Annotated in this window: 17 protein-coding genes and 1 pseudogene; 8 read left to right on the forward strand and 10 right to left on the reverse strand. The window is 64.8% G+C overall.

All coding sequences use genetic code 11. The annotated features are described in order from the left end of the window. Positions 1-90 precede the first annotated feature (90 nt). Positions 91-738, forward strand: coding sequence for an FMN-dependent NADH-azoreductase (locus E3T51_RS06445; protein WP_134528911.1), 648 nt, complete (start codon positions 91-93; stop codon positions 736-738). Between the two features lie 63 nt (positions 739-801). Here E3T51_RS06445 and E3T51_RS06450 read toward each other — a convergent pair whose 3' ends face one another. Continuing rightward, on the reverse strand, positions 802-1,923 hold the full coding sequence (locus tag E3T51_RS06450) for a hypothetical protein (RefSeq protein WP_134528913.1): 1,122 nt from the start codon (positions 1,921-1,923) through the stop codon (positions 802-804). 184 nt (positions 1,924-2,107) lie between these two features. Between E3T51_RS06450 and E3T51_RS06455 the strand changes: the two genes are divergently transcribed. Continuing rightward, positions 2,108-3,160 carry an NAD-dependent epimerase/dehydratase family protein gene (locus E3T51_RS06455; RefSeq protein WP_134528915.1) on the forward strand — a complete coding sequence of 351 codons (1,053 nt, stop codon included), beginning with the start codon at positions 2,108-2,110 and terminating at the stop codon, positions 3,158-3,160. Between the two features lie 48 nt (positions 3,161-3,208). Here the strand turns inward: E3T51_RS06455 and E3T51_RS06460 are convergent, their stop codons facing one another. Beyond that, on the reverse strand, positions 3,209-3,733 hold the full coding sequence (locus tag E3T51_RS06460; protein ID WP_166806401.1) for an META domain-containing protein: 525 nt from the start codon (positions 3,731-3,733) through the stop codon (positions 3,209-3,211). A gap of 647 nt (positions 3,734-4,380) precedes the next feature. Between E3T51_RS06460 and E3T51_RS06465 the strand changes: the two genes are divergently transcribed. From E3T51_RS06465 to E3T51_RS06480, 4 genes and pseudogenes are all read left to right on the forward strand, one after another. After that, the gene (locus E3T51_RS06465; RefSeq protein ID WP_134528919.1) at positions 4,381-5,004 is read left to right on the forward strand and encodes a PadR family transcriptional regulator; all 624 of its coding nucleotides are present in this window, start codon (positions 4,381-4,383) and stop codon (positions 5,002-5,004) included. Between the two features lie 116 nt (positions 5,005-5,120). Next, positions 5,121-5,345 (forward strand): annotated as a pseudogene (locus tag E3T51_RS17105) (ATP-binding cassette domain-containing protein); the annotation flags it as partial. 76 nt (positions 5,346-5,421) lie between these two features. Beyond that, complete coding sequence (locus tag E3T51_RS06475) at positions 5,422-7,746, forward strand: ABC transporter permease (protein WP_134528923.1); 2,325 nt, start codon at positions 5,422-5,424, stop codon at positions 7,744-7,746. 77 nt (positions 7,747-7,823) lie between these two features. After that, positions 7,824-8,099, forward strand: coding sequence for a hypothetical protein (locus E3T51_RS06480; protein WP_134528925.1), 276 nt, complete (start codon positions 7,824-7,826; stop codon positions 8,097-8,099). Between the two features lie 86 nt (positions 8,100-8,185). Here the strand turns inward: E3T51_RS06480 and E3T51_RS06485 are convergent, their stop codons facing one another. From E3T51_RS06485 to E3T51_RS16720, 5 genes are all read right to left on the reverse strand, one after another. Next, the gene (locus E3T51_RS06485) at positions 8,186-8,866 is read right to left on the reverse strand and encodes a hypothetical protein (protein WP_134528927.1); all 681 of its coding nucleotides are present in this window, start codon (positions 8,864-8,866) and stop codon (positions 8,186-8,188) included. A gap of 170 nt (positions 8,867-9,036) precedes the next feature. Further along, positions 9,037-9,507, reverse strand: coding sequence for an anthrone oxygenase family protein (locus E3T51_RS06490; protein ID WP_134528929.1), 471 nt, complete (start codon positions 9,505-9,507; stop codon positions 9,037-9,039). A 164-nt stretch (positions 9,508-9,671) separates the two neighbouring features. After that, the gene (locus E3T51_RS06495) at positions 9,672-10,715 is read right to left on the reverse strand and encodes an LLM class flavin-dependent oxidoreductase (RefSeq protein WP_134528931.1); all 1,044 of its coding nucleotides are present in this window, start codon (positions 10,713-10,715) and stop codon (positions 9,672-9,674) included. A gap of 50 nt (positions 10,716-10,765) precedes the next feature. Further along, positions 10,766-11,089 carry an MFS transporter gene (locus E3T51_RS06500; protein ID WP_166806403.1) on the reverse strand — a complete coding sequence of 108 codons (324 nt, stop codon included), beginning with the start codon at positions 11,087-11,089 and terminating at the stop codon, positions 10,766-10,768. 126 nt (positions 11,090-11,215) lie between these two features. Next, positions 11,216-11,368: a mycothiol transferase gene (locus E3T51_RS16720; RefSeq protein ID WP_420898416.1), complete on the reverse strand. Its 153-nt coding sequence runs from the start codon at positions 11,366-11,368 to the stop codon at positions 11,216-11,218. Between the two features lie 102 nt (positions 11,369-11,470). Between E3T51_RS16720 and E3T51_RS06505 the strand changes: the two genes are divergently transcribed. Beyond that, positions 11,471-12,991, forward strand: coding sequence for an HNH endonuclease signature motif containing protein (locus tag E3T51_RS06505; RefSeq protein ID WP_166806405.1), 1,521 nt, complete (start codon positions 11,471-11,473; stop codon positions 12,989-12,991). Between the two features lie 111 nt (positions 12,992-13,102). On the opposite strand, the gene E3T51_RS06510 is transcribed toward E3T51_RS06505, so the two are convergent. The 3 genes from E3T51_RS06510 to pepN form a co-directional block, all read right to left on the reverse strand. Further along, positions 13,103-13,510 carry a globin gene (locus E3T51_RS06510; RefSeq protein ID WP_134529412.1) on the reverse strand — a complete coding sequence of 136 codons (408 nt, stop codon included), beginning with the start codon at positions 13,508-13,510 and terminating at the stop codon, positions 13,103-13,105. Between the two features lie 89 nt (positions 13,511-13,599). Continuing rightward, positions 13,600-14,718 carry a mechanosensitive ion channel family protein gene (locus tag E3T51_RS06515; RefSeq protein WP_104191046.1) on the reverse strand — a complete coding sequence of 373 codons (1,119 nt, stop codon included), beginning with the start codon at positions 14,716-14,718 and terminating at the stop codon, positions 13,600-13,602. A gap of 220 nt (positions 14,719-14,938) precedes the next feature. Continuing rightward, on the reverse strand, positions 14,939-17,485 hold the full coding sequence (pepN, locus tag E3T51_RS06520; RefSeq protein WP_134528937.1) for an aminopeptidase N: 2,547 nt from the start codon (positions 17,483-17,485) through the stop codon (positions 14,939-14,941). A 119-nt stretch (positions 17,486-17,604) separates the two neighbouring features. On the opposite strand from pepN, the gene E3T51_RS06525 reads away from it, so the two are divergent. Continuing rightward, entirely contained in the window at positions 17,605-18,615 is a 1,011-nt protein-coding gene (locus tag E3T51_RS06525) for a DUF2332 domain-containing protein (protein ID WP_134528939.1), read from the forward strand. Positions 18,616-18,791: the final 176 nt, after the last annotated feature.

The following is an 18,791-nucleotide window of genomic DNA, read 5'->3' on the forward strand; positions in this document are numbered from 1 at the left end:
ATCCGCTTGCCGAGAGCGGATGCCGCAGCCTCGTGTGCGCTCCGCCCACGGTTTGGCGCCGATGGGATCGTTGCCTCTAGGCTTTGGGCCATGCCCACACTTTTGCATCTCGACTCGTCCGCAGATCTCAGCACATCACGTTCACGCGCGATTACCGCGACCTTCGCTGATACCTGGCGTAGTCTTGGCGCCGATCACATCGTCGTTCACCGTGACCTGCACCGTGAGCCGCTGCCCCACCTGACGGACGCCGCGCTGCACTTTCCGCCCCGGCTGCGCCCGAAGGGTGCCAGCCCGAGCCCGGAGCAGGAGGCGCTGCAGCTACAACTCATCGCGGAACTGGTCGCGGCGGACGTGCTATTGATCGGCGTTCCGCTGTACAACTACTCGATGCCGTCGACCTTGAAGGCGTGGATCGACTACATCCACCTCCCGTCGGTGACGGCTCCGTTGGACGATCCCACCACCCAGCAGCCGCTGGCCGGGCGCCCGGCCGTGCTCGTGTCGACCCGCGGTGGGGTCTATGACACGGGAACTTCCACCGAGTTTGACGACCACGCGATTCCCGCTCTCCGCCTGATTTTGGCGAGCGCCCTCGGAATGATGCTCGAAACAATCGTGGCCACCCGCACGCTCTGCGAACGGTTCGGCGCGCCCGCCGACGAGGTCGCCAAGCAACACCACGAGCTGGCGGCCGCCCACGAGTCCGCTGCCGAGGCCGCTCGCCGATTAGGCTGACCGGCGCCGCGTCGAGTGCATGTGCGCTGAGGGGTGTTCCGCTGGCGGTCCTCGACCGCGACCTCACTCCAGAGCGGATGCGACGAGACCGGCCAGCTCCAGTACCTGGCCGCGATCGGCGTCGGCAACCGGCCGTTGGCCGTTGATGAACGTGCCCAGTCGCACCCAGTCATCGCCGACGACGAAGTCGACCGCGCAGGCTGAGACCGTGCCAATCGGGCATAGAAGGTAGGCCGGTTCGGTGACTCCCGCGACGCTCACGGTCTCATGGTTCTTCCATACGGCGCTCTGCACCTGGGCAGGTTCGAAGGCCCACGCACCGTGCGGCAGCAACTCCAGGTTAGCGAGGGCGGCGTCCGAACCGGCCGGCCCTACGATGCAGCGCGTCACGCCAGCGAGTGTTGCCGCTCCGGTCATGACGCCCCAACCACCGCTGTGATAGGTGGAGTGCACGGGCAGCTCGGCCGTTTGGAAGACGGACTGCACGGTCGCAGCGGGCAAGATTGTTTGGCAGTCGGTGCGCGCAGCGACGGGGGCAACGGCTGGCGTGGTGTTCGAGGCCGCGGCGGCGGAGATCCGTGCGGCAACCGCGCTCAATAGCGGCGAAGTGAGCGCCAGAACGTCGGCGTCGGATGCCGGGTCGGCAACGTTCACCCCCTGCAGAAACACGTCGATCCAGGCCTCGCCGACGACGATGTTCGATGTGCACAGGCGGGCGTTCGCGAAACAGGTCGTGCCGGACGAGTCTCCGAACGGCTGGGCGTCATCGAGCGGATGATCGCCGACATGCAATTCGATCTGCGCGGCCGTGGCATCGGGCAGTACCTGTACGGTCAATTCGTCATATGCCGGATTGGGAATGCCACCGACGGGCGCGTCGTCATTGCCCCAGGTGCAACTTAATCCGCCGGTGTTTTGCACGGCATACGTGACCGGGGACACGGATGGCGCCCAGTCCGATCGCGGCTCGTAGCTGTTCGCACCGAACAGAGCGTCGAGTTCGGCGTTCAACACCAAGTCGGCGCAGGTTACATCGAACCGCGAAGCCGGCGCTGACGACAACTCAGCCGCTGGTGATGCCGACGGGCCGGACGAAGCCGGCGCAGCCGGGCTCGAACACCCCGCCAGCGCCAGAATTATGGCAACACCCGAGACGATAATCGGAACGACGCTTATTTTCCCCATGCTGGCAACGTACCAACACGTGCGGACGTGCCGCCAATCAGCGGCCAGCAATCCCAACTCGGTTCCGGCCGCATCAAGGGGTCTGAGACTCGGGAACAGCGTGACGGCATGATCTTGGTGAAGGTCACTGCGCCTAGGGCGAAACCAGCGCGAGTTCAGCGGCTGGTGCGATTGACTGGGTGCTATGACGCGCACACTCATTCTTGGCGGGACGGGCTGGCTCGGTCGCGAGATAGCTGAGCAGTTGGTTTCTCTGGGCGAGGACGTAACGTGCCTTGCTCGAGGCGAGTCTGGATCGGCCCCCGGCGGTGTGGCGTTTATTAGATCTGACCGGAAAACACCGGGAGCCTACGACCTGGTCGCAGGCGTCGCCTGGGATGAAATCATCGAGCTCGCCTACGAGCCCGACCTGGTCACTGGGGCACTCGTGGCTCTGGCCGGCAGCGCGCAGCACTGGACCCTGGTCTCCTCGGTCTCCGTGTATGCCAGTAACGCTGAACCAGGAGCCGAAGAAGACGCCTCCCTCGTCGAGACATTCGACCTTGATGACTACGCACAGGCTAAAGTCGCCGCTGAGAGAGTCACAACCGAGGCGGTTGGCGACCGCCTGCTCATCGCGAGACCGGGTCTTATTGCCGGGCCAGGTGATCCGAGCGACCGATTTGGTTATTGGGTCGCGCGGCTAGCCCTGGCTGCGCACGAATCCGTTCTCCTGCCGAACGTTCGTGATCGTTCCGTACAGTACATCGATGTTCGGGACCTGGCCGCGTGGATAATCAGTGCCGGGCATCGACGCCTCACCGGCACGTACAACGCTGTCGGAAGTGAACACAATCTCTCCACGGTTGTGCGGGCCGCAGCACAGGTGGCCAGTCATACTGGCAACCTCATCCCGGTTGACGATGACTGGCTGATCGAACACAACGTCAACTATTGGGCCGGACCCCGCTCGCTGCCCTTATGGCTTCCCCGTAGTGACTACGCATTTGCGAGGCGTAGCCGCAGCCGATTCGTCGCCGCCGGCGGAACCGAGCGGAACCTGAAGGAAGTCCTCGAGGACGTTCTTGCTGACGAACGAAAACGCGGACTCGACCGCGAGCGCCGATCAGGCCTCACTCGCAAAGAAGAAAACCGTCTTTTGGATGAAATCGCGCGGCAGATAGCGAGTGACGACGACGGCGTTGGTGATCGGTCAGTGCAGTCTCAACTCGAAACGGGGCCTCGCACCAGTCGATAGACGCCCGTTCGCGGTTTGTTTCAATCGTGATCGAAACGTGCACGAGGGTTAGCCACGTTTGAGCTGCCCCAGCTCTGCTCCGGCCGCATCAAGCAGCCGCAGCACTCCATCATCGACGCTGGTCAATCTGGCCTGCGCCACCCAAGACGGCACCGGGGCGCCTTCGCACGCTATCAAGGTCGAGGCGCCGGCCGTGGCCAAGAGCGCTCCGTGGCCGTCGGCGGCCCAGCGGCCCTGGCCTCCATTGCAGCCATCGGAGCCCGCCCAAGAACCGTCCGCCGCGAAAAATACGTGCGGATCGGATGTGCCGCTGGGAAAAACCGGGACCCAACGTCCAACCAGGACGTCGGACGTTGCCGGGGTGAATTCTGGTGGCACGGAGGCTGGTTGTCGCAACGTCTCGCGCATCGCCGCGGTGATGACGGGCGGTTGGGTGTAGAACTCGGCTGCAGTCGGGATCGCGTCGGGATTGCCGTCGATGGTGAGGGTGGCGACCACCGCGCCGCTCGCATCGGTGAGTTCCCAACCCGCGGCTGCAGCCCGATAACCGGTGACGGATTCGAGCCAGGACACTCGCGGCAGGGTCGCTCCCGTAGCGCAATCACCGCTAGCGCCGTACGTCGAAGCAAGAAAAAGGCTTTCGGTCGCCCGCCACGAACCGTCGATCATTCCGCAGTCTCGCCAGAGTTGGAACGCCGGCGCCTCCAACCGCAACCAGGTATCGGGTTTCTCGTCTGCTGCGCCCGAGACGCGCCAGATATTGACCAATCCGATCGCGACAGATTCCGCGCCGGCAGGAGGGCTGGCCGGGAGCGGTGGATCCGAAGTCGGACCAACCTGGCCACGTGGGGCCTGCGCACAGGCCGTTAGCGTGAGTAGTAGCACTGCCGCCAGGCTCGCTCCCTGATGCCCGCGTCGCCGTTTTGTTGCGTAACCCGTCGGCCAGAACCGCTCTCGCCCGGGCCGACCCGACCTGGTCGCCCGCTGTGACGCGGTTCCTCTCGTAGTTCCTGACACAGTCCCCATGTGTTTGATCATGGCTGAGAGCTGGCGTGATTGTCTAGTGCAACGGATGCTCGCGCCGGACGTGAAAGGACACCTTCCCGGCCGGCATATATATCAATTGCGTCCATAGAACCTGATGCAAGTCGATGGATGCATGTCGAGTGTGTATATACTCGGCATGTAAGCATCGTGTATGAAATCCTTGGGGAGTCGTCGTGTCGGTACGCCAGAGCATTCTTGCCATTCTCGATCAGGGGTCCAGTTACGGGTATCGGCTGCGCGCTGAGTTTGAGCGACGCACCGGCTCGACCTGGCCAATCAACGTCGGTCAGATCTACAACACGCTGGAGCGGTTGGAACGCGACGGTTTGATCGTGAAGGGTGACACCGACACCGACGGCCACGTGTTCTACTCGATTACCGCTGCGGGTCACGTCGAGGTGACCACATGGTTGCGTTCCCCGGTGCAGCGACCGGAGACGACGCGAGACGAACTGGCCATCAAGCTGGCTGTTGCCGTGACACTGCCCGGTGTTGATATTGCGGAAATTGTGCGGGTGCAGCGGATGTCGACCATGACGACGCTGCAGCAGCTCACCCGGGCGAAGAACACCGGGGATGACCCCGAATCCACCGATGAGCTCGCCTGGCTGCTCGTGATCGACTCGTTGATCTTTCAAGCTGAGGCCGAAATTCGCTGGCTGGATCATTCCAGCTCTCGGCTGGCTCGAGCGAAAGCCCGGGGATTGGCCGCGAGCGAACCGCTGGCCGAGCCGCGCCGACGCGGTCGACCAGCGCGAACCGACACGCCTTCGACTGATGGGACGGTTGTTCGATGAGCGCCGAGTTGCTGCGTCTCGACGGTGTCTCGCGTCAGTACGGACACGGCGAAACTGCTCGTACTGCCCTGGCCGGAATCGATTTGACGATCATGGCGGGCGAGATGGTCGCGGTGATGGGCGCATCGGGCTCAGGCAAGTCGACCCTGCTCACCATTGCGGGCGGCCTGACCACGCCGACCTCGGGCGAGGTCGTCATCGATGGCCAATGGATCAGTTCGATGACCGCCAAACAGCTTGCGGTTCTTCGCCGCCGCACCCTCGGCTTCGTGTTCCAGGATTTCAATTTGATTCCCGCCCTGACCGCCCTTGAAAACGTCACGCTGCCCCTGGAACTTGACAGTTGGCGCAGCCGCGACTCGCGCCGCGCCGGCCTTGACGCCCTCGCGTCGGTCGGCCTGATGGACCGGGCAGGCCATGGTCGCCATCCCGGTGGCCGGGCTCAGTGGCGTTGCCCTGGTCGGGCTGAGCATGGTGCCCACCGTCGACGAGACGATCGCCGTCGAGCTGGGCCAGGCCGAAGCCCGCATCAATATGATCAGCAGCCCCGATCCGTCGTTGATTCAGCGCCCCGCTCGGCCCGGGTGGCATCAGGTCGAGATGGATTCCGCTGGTGTTCCCGTCAACACCCAAGCGGATGCCCACCTGGTTGATCCGGCCACCCTCGTTCCCGCCGATTCGACTCTCCTCGCCCTGCGTTCGACGGACGTGACCATTGAAACCGCCACCGGCATCGCCGGGATACCCGCGGTCGAGGGCGAGACCTGGAACGCCGAGTTCGATCCCAAATACGCGCTGGTAGACGGGCGCGCTCCCCAGACCAACGATGAAATCCTGGTCACCGCAGCCGGACTTGACCGGCTGGGCGTGGGGCTCGGTGACAGGGCAACTCTGCTCGACCCCGAGCGTTCGGTCACCGTGGTCGGAGTGCTGGATGTCGCGGAATATCCCGACTCCAAGATCGCCGTGTTCGGGCGCCTCGGTGCGTTCACCGGCGACACCCAGCCCAGCGTCGATCAGGACGATTTCTACCTGTTCGACCACGCCCTCAACTGGACGGCCGTGCAGCAGCTGAACGAGTCGGGGGCCGTCGTTCTTTCGAAGTCGGTGCTGCTGGATCCGCCACCCGTTGGCAGCTACCAGCTGCAGGCATCCGCTGAGCTGCAGGGCGCGGCGACGACGGTCGTGACGCTGACGGCAGCGGGGGTTGCCTTCGCCGTTCTGGAGGTCGCCCTTCTGGCCGGCGCAGCGTTCACCGTCGGTGTGAGGCACCAGCAGCGCACACTGGCGACCGTCGCGAGCGTCGGCGGGCACCGGCGCACCCTGTTTCAGATCGTGACCGCGAGCGGTCTGGTGCTGGGACTTGCCGGCGGCATTGTCGGTGTCGCGATCGGCGTTCTCTCTGGCTCGCTGTTCATGGCGATCACGGGTGACGGCAGCGCCGTGCAGTACTGGGGCTACCACCTGTCGATACCCATTCTCATTGGTATCGCCCTGTTCGCCATGCTCATCGGCTGGATCGCCGCCCTCCTCCCGGCGTGGACGGCGTCTCGCCTCGACGTACTGGCCGCCCTGCGCGGTGCACGGAGCCCCCAGGTCGTGCACCGCACCGGCCGCCGCTGGATTGGAATCTCGATCATCGTGGCCGGGGTCGCCATGACGGCCGGCGGCGCGCTTGCGGGGACCGCGAGTTTCTCCACCCCCGGCGTCATCGATAACAGCTCGCTCTACCAGCTGTCCATCATGCTCGTGCTCGCTGGACCGGTGCTGGCGCAGGTCGGAGCTTTGCTCGTTGCACCGGTCATCCTGTCTGCTCTGGCTGCCCTCGTTACCCGGCTCGGCACTGGCGCGCGGCTGGCCGCTCGCGATGTTGTGCGCAACCGGTCCCGCTCGCTTCCCGTGCTTGCGGCGATCATGACGACGGTGTTTGTCGGCACTATGCTGCTGGCGTTCTTCGGCGGATCAGACCAGGCCAGCCGGGAATCCTACGAACGGTGGAACGCCGAGGGCCAGATGATGGTGGACCTGAACGGCTGGACCGATGGCACTTCGCAGATCATCTATCCGATTGCACCCGAAGTGTCGACGATGCTTCGTGAGCAGTTCGGGGCGGATAAAGTCAGCGTGCTGTCCGGTGTGCAGCCGGCGTCACCCGAAGCTACGGATAACTCGCCCAAGCCCCTGGTCGTATTGCGCCCCGAGGTTCGGTGTGAGCTCGTGAGCGGTTCGAACCCGGCCGGTGCGTGCGACGCGCCGTTCTGGTTGTTCTCGAACGGATCTGCACCCCAAATCTGGACAGGAACAATCGACGACCTCGCCCTGATTCTCGACGAGGAAGTCTCCAGAGACGCCCAGCGTGCACTGCGCGCTGGGGGAGCGGTCTCCCTGTACCCCCAGTATGTGCAGGATGACGGGACTATCCAGATCGACTGGATGCCGGCATCCACTATGGTTGGCGACGACCAGAACCAGAAGGTGGCGCCCCTATCGACCAAGACGATTGATGCTGTGGTGCAGCAGCCGGCGCATCCGATTCATTTCGGTGTCTTCATGCTGGAATCGACCGCCAGATCGCACGGCCTGGCGCCAGTCACCCTTCGAGTGCTCGCCTCCTTGCCCGCACCGTTAGATGACGCCGATTACGACCAGCTGTGGGGATCCCTCCGCTCTCTCACGGGTGGCACAGACCTCCTGGCCCGCTACGAGGCAGGGCCGGGCAGCACGATCGAAACTTCCGGCTGAGCCCTGGTTGCGGTGGCAGCACTCGTCGCCTTCGGCGCGGCTGCGGTCGCGTTGGGGCTGATGGACGCCGCGACGACGTGACGCTGAGCGCGGTCGGCGCGCATCCAGGGCTGCGCCGCACCGTCGCTTTCTGGCAGGCCGTGCTGCTGGCCGGCACCGGCGCGGTGCTGGGCGGAATCCTCGGCCTGCTGGGGCCCACCATGCTCGGGCTGGTCGGCCTGCTGCCCTTCGCACCGCCGTGGCCGCAGGTTGCGCTGCTCGTTCTTGGGCTACCTGTGATCATCGCGGTCGGCAGCTGGCTCCTCACGCGCCCGGCCGAATTTGAGGAGCGTCTGCAGCGCACGCTCTCTTAGTGGGAGATGGTGCTACACCGGTGGACGGTGCCGCAGCAGCGGAATGGCGGCGGAACACACATCCGCTCCTGATGTGTGTGAACGACCTAGGCGAGCGAGAAGAGATAACTCGGCGCGACGATTCGGGTGATGTCAATCGACCCTTGATCGGATTGGGCAATGGCGCCGTAGGGCAATTCCAGCCCGGCATCGGCGATGATGCCCGGGAATGACGTTGGCAGGTCGAGCGCTACCGAGCGCACGCCGAACGCATCGTCGACGTGCACGCGGTTCGTGTCCTGGCCTTCAGCAGCAACGTCAAATGTGTCTCCAACGCGGATTTCGTCCACCGAGGCGATGGCGATACCGCCGTTTGTGCTTGCCGCCGTGGCCTGGACACTAAATGCCGGCTTGTACCAGCGTTCTTCCCCGGTCGGCATTGCCTCGCTCGAATAGCGGTTCACGACGATGTCGAAACCGCCCCACGACGTCCCATCCATCTCCGGGTAGTGATTCGAGCCGTCCTGATGATGCGTTCCTTGAGGCTCGCCGAGAATTTTGACGGCGGCAACGACGGCTTCGTCGCCGTTCTCGGAGTAGCGGAGCGAGAGCAATACGTTCCCGTTCGCGTCAACGACATCGGTCGACTCGGCGCCAATGAGGATGCGGTCGGGCTCTGCTGCTGCCGTCGCCGTTTCGGACGGGACCGGGTCGACGGTCGGGGGAGTGGCCGGCGGTGTGGCCGTGCAGGCCGACAAAGCGCCGGCCAGAACGATCAGAGCGATCACAGCGAATGTTTTACGGATACGAGCCCCCAGAACGGTCGAGGTGAACAAAACCGCTTCACCTAACTCCACGCTATCGTGCCAGCCCCCTGCCCACCGATGACCGCACGTACGCCACGGCACCCGGGCAGTCGGTCCTGGTTGATAGGCCGTTCGTAATCTGAACTGGCCGGTCAGGTGAGCGAGAAGATCAGAGCGATCAGGGCCGCGACGGACACGGTCGCACGTGCATAGTTGGCCCGAGACCAGCTCCGGTCGAAGGACTGCCACGTAGCCATCAGGCCGGGTGCATTGGCATCGATACGCACGAGGGCGTTGTTCAACGGAACATTACGCACCACGGTGATCACGACGGCGGCCAGCGCGAGAACCGCTCCAAGAATACGCGTGGGTCCGGCAGGCGCGTCTGACGTGAGATGCAGCACGATCACAGCGACGGATGCTGCGGCGCCGCCAAAAAAGACCGTCATGAACGGTGCCCGAACCGCGCTCACATTGATGCGTTGCATGGCGGACACTGCGGCCGCAGCGGGAAGCGTGCGGAAGGCGGGCAGGACCAAAAAGGAGAAAGCGAGGTAGACGCCTGCGGCCAGGCCAGCTCCGAGCGCTGCCGCAATCGTCAGGGCGATTTCGACCGCGCTCATCGGACCTGGCTTTCGAGGCTTGGTCGTGGCGGGCGCTGCGCGCCGGTGTCTCTGGCGCGCGCTGCGGCATCCGTTGTGGTCATCACCCCAGTAAATCGCACGCCGTCCTGTGACGAACGTTTTACGACACGAAATGGGGCGTGAAATCCGCCCTGCAGGCGCGCTTACTTGGCGGCGAGCAGGCGCGCAACACGAGGCTTGACCTCGGTGGCGAGCAGGCTGATGGACTCGAGCAGGTGCTCCTGGGGGAGCCCGCCGTGGTCGCCCTGGAGAAAATGCCGCATGTGACCGAGGTGGCGGTGGAGTTCGACAATGCGCTCGGCGACGTCGTCCGGGTCGCCGACGAAATAGGCGTTCGGGGCGTCGACCTGGGCCAGAAAGTCGCGACGCTGCGGGGCCGGCCAGCCGCGCAGCTTGCCCATCTCGAGGTTGAGGTTGACCCATCCGGGGTAAAGCCGGTCGATCGCTTCCTGCTTGGTGGGCGCTACCAGGCCAAAGGTCGCGACCGAGACCTTGATGTTGTTGCCGGTGTGGCCGGCCTGCTGAGCTGACTGCCGGTACAGGTTGGCCAGCGGCGCAAAACGGTGTGGCTGGCCGCCGATAATTCCGTAGGAGATGGGGAGGCCGAGGCGTCCGGCGCGAGCCGATGATGGCGCACTGCCGCCGGTGGCAATCCAGATGGGAAGTGAACCGCTGACAGGCCGCGGCACCACGGCCAGGTTCGGGATCGGCGGCCGCACGGTGCCAGACCAGGTCACGTTTTCGGTCCGACTGTTGTTGAGCGTCAACAACAGGTCAAGCTTCTGGGCGTACAACTCGTCGTAGTCGTTCAGATCGAACCCGAACAGCGGAAACGTCTCGACCGACGAGCCCCGACCGGCTGTGATCTCGATACGACCGCCGCCAGAGATCGCGTCGGCGGTGGCGAACTGCTGGAAGACCCGCACCGGGTCATCCGTTCCAATGATGCTGGCCGCGCTTCCGAGCGTGATCTGAGTCGTGGCGGCCGCGGCGGCGGCGATCAGGGCACCGGGCGAGGACGCCGGCATCGACGCGGTGTGGTGTTCACCCACGCCGAAATAGTCGAGACCCACTTGGTCGGCGAGCACGATGGCATCAAACAGGTTCTTGACCGCTTCCGCGGTCGAGCGCGAGCTGCCGTCGAGGTTGAGTTGGGTGTCGCCGAAGCTGTAAGCGCCGATTTCCATGGTGTTCTCCATTGTGTGCGGGATGTTTGGGCGGCGTTCGGGAGCTCGTTTTATCGTCCGACCGGAAATGCGGAACGCCGCGAGGTGAGCACGATGACCAAGGCTGCAAGCGCGAGGGCAATCATGACGCCAGGCAAGACTAAACCGTCGTGGCTGTCGATCAATACGGCACCGATCACGCCTCCGGCAAAAATGGCGAGATTAAACGACACGGTCAATAGGGCGTTCGCGACGTCGCCATTCGCCCCGCTCGCCTCACCCATGGCGGTTTGGAGTTGCGTCGCCGCGCCGCCGAAGGCGATGCCCCAGAGCGCGAGCGCGATGGGAAGGAAGATTCCTCCGGCCCCGCAGAACAAAACAATACTGGTCAACACCAGGCTCCGAAGCGCACGGTCGATCACCACGCCGGTGACAGACCTGGGACGCCTTCGCCCCTACCGACAGGGCATTCCCGTAGCGCCAGGAAAGCTTCCACCGTGTCGTGTTGATGGTTTTACGGTCTACCGCTTTTCGCCGACCGTATCGTCGATGGCCTCTCGGAGCAGGTCGGCATGGCCGTTGTACCTGGTCGTCTCCTCGATGAGATGGAGGAGGATCCAGCGCACGTTCCAGCGCTGTCCGTCGCGGTTCACGCCTCGTTTGTCGATTCTCACGGATCGCAGACATTTCCTATAGAACCTCGGTTTAATTATGAGTTTTCCTCGCTTTTGAGGGCGATTCTGGGTAGAATTGTTGGTGAAGGAGGCGCCGCCGCCATGACCCTCACCGCCCCGCCCGCCGCATCCGACTCTCTGCCGGAACCCGACAGTTTCCGGGTGGCGGCGATTGCCCAGGCCGGTGCAATTCTGGCTGCGGCGTTGGACGGGGTTCGGTTTGGTCAGCTTGACGACACCGAAGCCGTCGCGGTGCTGGCGGCCCTTGAGGGTCTCGGTCGCAAGGTTGATGGCGCAAGACTACGAGCCACCACCGACATCGGTGCCCGCGCCGAAACCGACCTCGGCAGTGGGTCGCTGGCTTACAAGAACGGATGCCGCAACCGCGTCGATTTCATCACCCAACTCGCTGGCATCTCCGCCCGCGAAGCCAAACGCCGGCTGAAGCTCGGCGAGACCGCCGTGGAACGCACCCCCCTCGGACTGCCTGTGTCGGCCCGCTACTCGATCATCGCCGAAGGACTCCGCAGTGGCGACCTTGGCCTGGAGTCGGCCGAAATTATAGCGGCCACCCTCACAGCGCTGCACGGGAAAGTCCTGCAGGACGACCTCGACCATGTCGAACGTGCCCTCGTCGCCACCGCGACCGGAGCGATCACCCCGGAGACTGCCGGGCTGCCCGGCGCAGGCATTCGCTTCGCGCCCGATCTGCTGCGGGCGCAGGCACTGGAATGGCAGGGCCGGCTCGACCCCGACGGCACCGCCCCCAACGACGATGTTATTGAAGGCAAAAGCACCCTCACGTTCGGGCTGCTCCGCAACGGGCTCTACCCGCTACGCGCCGACGTCACACCTGAGCTCCGCGGCATCATGGACACTCTCTTCGACACGTACTTGTCGGCCCGGTCGACGACGCCCAGGTTCGTGCCGACCGAACTGCTGGACGGCAGGGCCGGCACTGGCACCGACATCGAGTCGTTCAGTGACGAACCATTCAGCGGTGACACCCGCTTCGACGGCGACCGCCGCACCGGCGGGGAGAAACGCGCCGACATCCTCCGCTCCATCTTCGAATCTGCTGCCCGCGACCCACAGACACCGAGTTTGGGCGGCGCCGCCCCGACCGTCACGGTCCACATCAATGCGGTCGACCTCGACCAGGGCCGCGGCGTCGGCTGGATCGACGGCGTCGAAGCCCCCATCAGCTTTCGCCGCGTGCAGGAACTCATCTGCGCCGGCGGCTACCAGCAGGTACTGCTTGGCGAGAACGGTGACGTGCTCTACCTCGGCAACACACTCCGCTGCTTCAACCCGAAGCAACGCGCCGCGATCGCCGCTCGCGACGAGGGCTGCATCATCCCCGGCTGCACCATCCCCGCCCGCTGGTGCGAGGTACACCATGTCATCCCGTGGCAGCAGAACGGGCCCACCAACATCGACAACGGAACACTTTTGTGCTGGTACCACCACCACACCATCGACACCGCCGGATGGAAAATCCGCATGGTCAACGGCCGACCCCAGGTACGGGGGCCACTGCTCTGGGACCCCACCCAAACCTGGCGGCCCGCCCGCACCCATCGTGCCAACACCCCCAGCACTGATCCACCCTGGCGCACCTAGCCGGCCTGGAGCCCAACGTGATCAGCAGCTCGGAGGTCGGCAGAACCGCGGGTCGAAAAGCGGGCCGGAATCTCCGGCTCGGAAACGCTGCCTGGTGCGAGTCCGGAACGCCTACTCCTCGAAGCTGTTCACCATCGCGAAGGCGGCGCGTTCCATATAGTCCCAGAGGATTCCCCGCTGCAACGGCGGCAGATTGGCCGCGTCCACGGCGACTTTCATGTGGCCCAGCCACCGGTCGCGGGCATCCGGGTTGACCTTGAAGGGAATGTGCCGCTGTCGCAGACGGGGGTGACCGCGCTGCTCGCTGTAGGTACCTGGACCGCCCCAGAACTGCTCAAGGAACATGACCAGGCGGTGTTCGGCTGGACCGAGATCGTCTTCGGGATACATCGGCTTCAGCACCGGATCGGTAGCTACTCCCACGTAGAAGTCGTGTACGAGTTTTTCGAAGAACGGGGTTCCGCCGACCTCCTCGAAGAATGTGGGCCCTGCGGCGGGACCGTTCTCACCCTCGCGCAGGTACACGGCGGCGAGCGCTGCAGGCTGATCGGTGGGGTGTCGTTCAGTGGTCACGTGGGGCGGCTTTCTTTTGTTGGGTTAGTTCGCTGTCAGTCAATGCCGTCCCCACGAACTTCGGGGTCGGGTGTGTGCAAGGGGGCCGGGACGCTCTTGGCCTTACGCGGCCCGCGGGGCTTTCGCACCGGGACCGGGCCGGTGCGCACGCCGTCGACGACGTCGGGCACGGCGGCGGCGGCGTCTTCGGCCGCGTCGCCCTCGGCCGGTTCAAGGGCTGAGCCGTCAATGGTGCCATCGCCCGTAGTCATGACCACGCTGTTGAGCGGCGTCAGCGGCACTCCCATGCCGTCGAGGGCCTTCTTCATATGCAGGCGCAGGTCGCGGGCAAAGTCCCACTTGGCCGAGACCCGGGTCTTGACCACGAGACGGGTGACGAGGGCCTCGGCACTGATCGACTCAAGGCCCCAGATCTCCGGCTTTTCGAGGATGAACGCGCGCCACTTGCGGCTTGAGGCCAGGGCGCTAGCCACGCGCAGCAACTCGTCTTGCACAGCCTCAACGTCGGAACTGTAGGGAATGGCAAGGTCGATGATGACGCGTGCCCAGCCCTGCGACATGTTGCCGACCCGCAGAATCTCACCATTGCGCACGAACCAGAGGGTGCCGTCGATATCGCGCACCTGCGTGATACGAATTCCGACCGTTTCAACGACACCGGATGCGAATCCCACGTCGACGATGTCGCCAACACCGATCTGGTCTTCCACGACCATGAACAGTCCGTTGAGAATGTCCTTGACGATGTTCTGTGCGCCGAAACCGAGGCCGGCACCGAGCGCGGCGGTGAGTAGCGCGAATGAGCCGAGAATGTCCTTGTTCAGGGTCGTGACGATGAGCAGCAGTGCGGTAATCAGGATGAACACGTTTACGACGTTCGCCAGCACCGCGCCGAGGGTGCGCGAGCGCTGAACGACCCGCACCGCGGCGAGCGGTGACACATTCAGCGCCTGGGTGTCATCGACCTTCTGATTCTTCTTGACTCCGGAGACGATCTGCTGCACCACGCGCCGAATGACGAATTGCAGCACCCAGCGTAGGGCGAAAGCGACCACGATGATCATTGCGACGGCGAAGGTATTCTCCAGGTAGACGGTCCACGTAATTTTCTCGAAGTAGGTACCGAGGTCGGCCCAAAAAATTTCCCAGTTCATATCCAAGCCAGTCTACCGAGGGCCCGTCCGCGGAACCCGGGAAGAGACCACGGTCGCTGTATTGGCGCCAGCAACACGCAGCCGAAGCCGGCCGGTCTCTGCAGCGCAGGCAGCGGCATCCTCTCGGTAATCGTGGAGTTTGCTGTGAACCTGACGGTACGCGAGAAGCCAGCGACCTGCCGTCGGCTGGCCGCGGGCTCGCGGTGCTGTCTATCGCTGGCTACTCGGCGTCGCGCGCCTGTACCCTGAGCGACCGTTCGACTCCGGCCAGGTTCTCGACCACGAGGCGACGCAGCGCGGCCGGCTCCGGGTTCGCGTCGAGCCAGGCCTGCGTCGCGTCGGCGAGGGCCCGGTTGTTCAGCGGCGCCGGGTAGAGACCGATCACGAGCTTCTCGCCGATCGAGAAGCTGCGCGACTCCCACACGGACTGCAGCATGTCGAAGTAGGTTGCGACGAACGGTTCGAGGAGCGCCTCGTCGTTCACTCGCAGGAACCCGGCGGCCGTCGTGCGCACGATGGTTGTCGCGGCCGTGTCGACGTCGATGAGCGACGACCAGGCAGCGAGCTTGCCCTCGGCCGTGGGGAGCGCGGCCCGGGCCAAAGCCGCGGACTGGGCTCCAGTGGCCGTATTGTCGCGCGCGAGTGCCGCGTCGATCTCGGTGGCGTCTGCGCGGCCCCCGGCGACGAGAGCGGTGACCAGCTCCCAGGCCAAGTCGGTGTCGACGGTGAGACCGTCCAGCACGGTGTCGCCCGAACGAAGGGCGGCCACGTTCTCGAGTTGGGCGGGGGTGGCCGCAACAGCGGCGAAGAACTTCACGAACTGGAACTGGGCATCGCTGCCGGCCGCAGCGCCCTGGGCGAGGCTCCACAGTGCGTCGGCGACCTCGGTGGTGACAATGGTGCGGTGCGGCTCGGCCACGTAGTAGTTCGCGGTGAGTACGACCTGTCCGAGCACCGTGCGCAGCGTCGTCGACTCGGTTTCGGTGGCCACGTTGTTCAGCACCAGTCGCACGAAGTCGCGCGCCGTGGTTTCGGCATCGCGGGTGGCGTCCCAGATCGAGCCCCAGACCAGGGCGCGGGCGAGCGGGCTCTCGATAGCGGCGAGGTGCTCGAGGGCACAGACCTCAGAGGCCGGGTCGAGGCGCACCTTGGCATACGTGAGGTCGTCGTCGTTGAGCAGGATCAGGTCGGGACGTTTCTGGCCGACGAGAGCAGGGACGTCCGTTGTGGAACCGTCGACATCAAGCTCGACCCGGTGCGTGCGCACGAGCTTGTGGGCATCGCTGAAGGTGTAGAAGCCGATCGCGAGGCGGTGCGGTCGAATGGTGGGGTAGTCTGCTGCGGCGCTCTGCAGCACGGTGAAACCGGTAATGACGCCCGTTTCGTCTGTGGCGATCTCGGGACGCAAGGTGTTGACGCCCGCGGTCTCGAGCCACAGGGCGGCCCACTGGCTGAGGTCGCGCCCACTGGCGGCCTCGAGCTCGACGAGTAGGTCGGAAAGCTCGGTGTTGCCCCACTGGTGTTTTTGAAAGTAGGAGCCGACGCCGGTGAAGAACGCGTCGATTCCCACCCAGGCGGCGAGCTGCTTGAGCACGGAGCCGCCTTTGGCGTAGGTGATGCCGTCGAAGTTGACGAGCACATCGTCAAGGTCGCGGATGGTGGCGACGACCGGGTGGGTCGACGGCAGTTGATCTTGCTTGTACGCCCAGCTCTTCTCCATCACGGCGAAGGTGGTCCAGGCTTCGTGCCACTCGGTCGCTTCGGCGGTGGCGATGGTCGATGCCCACTCGGCGTAGCTCTCGTTAAGCCAGAGGTCATTCCACCAGGTCATCGTGACGAGGTCGCCGAACCACATGTGGGCGAGTTCATGCAAAATGGTGACGACGCGGCGTTCCTTGACGGCGTCGGTCACCTTGGAGCGAAAAATGTATGTCTCGGTGAAGGTGACCGCGCCGGCGTTCTCCATGGCACCGGCGTTGAACTCCGGTACGAACAGCTGGTCGTACTTGTCGAAGGGGTAGGCGTAGCCGAACTTCTCCTCGTAGTAAGCGAAGCCCTGGCGGGTCTTCTCGAGGATATAATCGGCGTCGAGGTACTCGCTGAGGCTCTTGCGGCTGAACACACCGAGCGGGATGGTGCGCCCGTCACTCGACGTGAGCTCGCTGCGCACGACGGCGTAGGGTCCAGCGATGAGCGCGGTGATGTAGCTCGAGATGGTGTGGGTGGGCGCAAATGCCCACGTGCTGTTGCCGTTGCCGGCATCGGTCGGTTCGGGCGTGGTGGAGTTGGAGACGACCTGCCACTGGCTCGGTGCGGTGACGGTGAAAGAGAATTTAGCCTTCAGGTTGGGCTGCTCGAACACCGCGAAGACACGGCGGGAGTCGGGGACCTCGAACTGACTGTACAGGTACACCTCGTTGTCGACCGGGTCGACGAAGCGATGCAGGCCCTCACCGGTGTTGGTATAGACCGCGTCAGCGATGACGACGAGCTCGTTCTCGGCCTGCAGGCCGTCAAGCTGAATTCGGATGCCGTCACTGACGACGGCGGGGTCGAGCGCGACGCCGTTGAGGGTCACCGCATGCACCTGCGCCGTGATGGCGTCGATGAATGTCGCGGCGCCGGGGGTGGCGGCAAAGCGCACCGTAGTGGTGCTGCCGAACGTGGTGGGGCCGGTGGTGAGGTCGAGCACAACGTTGTAGCTCGCTACCGTGACGAGCGCAGCGCGCTCCGTCGCTTCAATGCGGGTGAGATTTTCTCCGGGCAACTTAGTTCTCCAATTCGATTCACGATTCGATTCGCGACGGATTCCAATCGGGACGGTGAAGCTATGGCACTCGTGGCGCCATCGCACCCCGCAAGCCTAACCATGATTACGATGTGGGCATGAGAGCAAGCACCGATCCGAGCGTCCCGACCGCTGAACGCTACCGGGCCTTCGCCCGGGTCGAAGCCCGCGGAATGAGCGCCTCTTACGAACGCTGGGCCGCTGGGGTTGCGGCCGATCCCGCTACCGTTGCCTTGATCGACCAGTTGCCCGCGGTCAAACGCCAACCGAACCTGGTGTTCAGCGCGGCCCGGCTGAACGGGGCAGCGGTAAGGGAGTACCCGGAGTTCGCGGCCTGGCTGCGCGAGCACTGGTCGCTCGTGGTCGCGACCTGCCTGACCCACGCCACCCAGACGAACGAGCCCGGTCGGTGCGCCGTGTTGTTGCCGGTCCTGGCGGCGCACGCCGGGCCGCTCGCGATCATCGAGGTGGGGGCATCCGCCGGTCTCTGCCTGCACCCCGACCGGTACAGCTACCGGTATCGGTTAGCGGGCGATTCAGAGAGCGCCGGTGACGAGCGGATGGTGCACCCGGCAGACGGTCCGAGCCCGGTCGTTCTGGACTGCGCCGTCACCGGCCCGGTGCCGCTGCCGGAGCGGATGCCTGACATAGTCTGGCGCGCCGGCATCGACCTCCACCCTCTCGACGTGCACAGCGACGCGGATGTGGCCTGGCTCGACGCGCTGATCTGGCCGGAACATGACGACCGTCGATCCCGGCTGCGCGCCGCGGTAGCCGTAGCCCGCCAGGAGCCGGTGGAGATCGTGTCGGGTGACCTGGTCGACCAGATCGAGGCGCTCGTGTCGCGGGCTCCGGCCGGGGCCACCGTTGTCGTGTTCCACACCGCGGTGCTCGCTTACCTGAGCGAGCAAGACCGCAATCGGTTCGCCGAGCAGATGATCCGGCTGCCGGTGCGCTGGCTGTCGAACGAGGGGCAGAGCGTGGTGCCCGGGGTATTGGAGCGACTTGCGGAAGCGCCGGCGGAGGCATCCGCTTTTATTCTGGCACTCGACGGCGAACCAATTGCCCTGACCCAGCCGCACGGCCGCTCGGTGCACTGGCTCGGGTGACTCAAGCGGGCGCGTTGAGGCGGTAGTCGAGAACGGTCTGGCTCGCGGCGACACGCGCAGCCTCAATCACTGATGGCTGCGTGATCCGCGTGCACGTCGCACTCGCCAGGATGAGGCGACCGCGCAGGCGACCACCTGTTCGAGGTAAGGCCGCCGTGCGACGCTGTGAGGATGGG

This window comes from Cryobacterium serini, from assembly GCF_004404025.1.
Classification (GTDB): domain Bacteria; phylum Actinomycetota; class Actinomycetes; order Actinomycetales; family Microbacteriaceae; genus Cryobacterium; species Cryobacterium serini.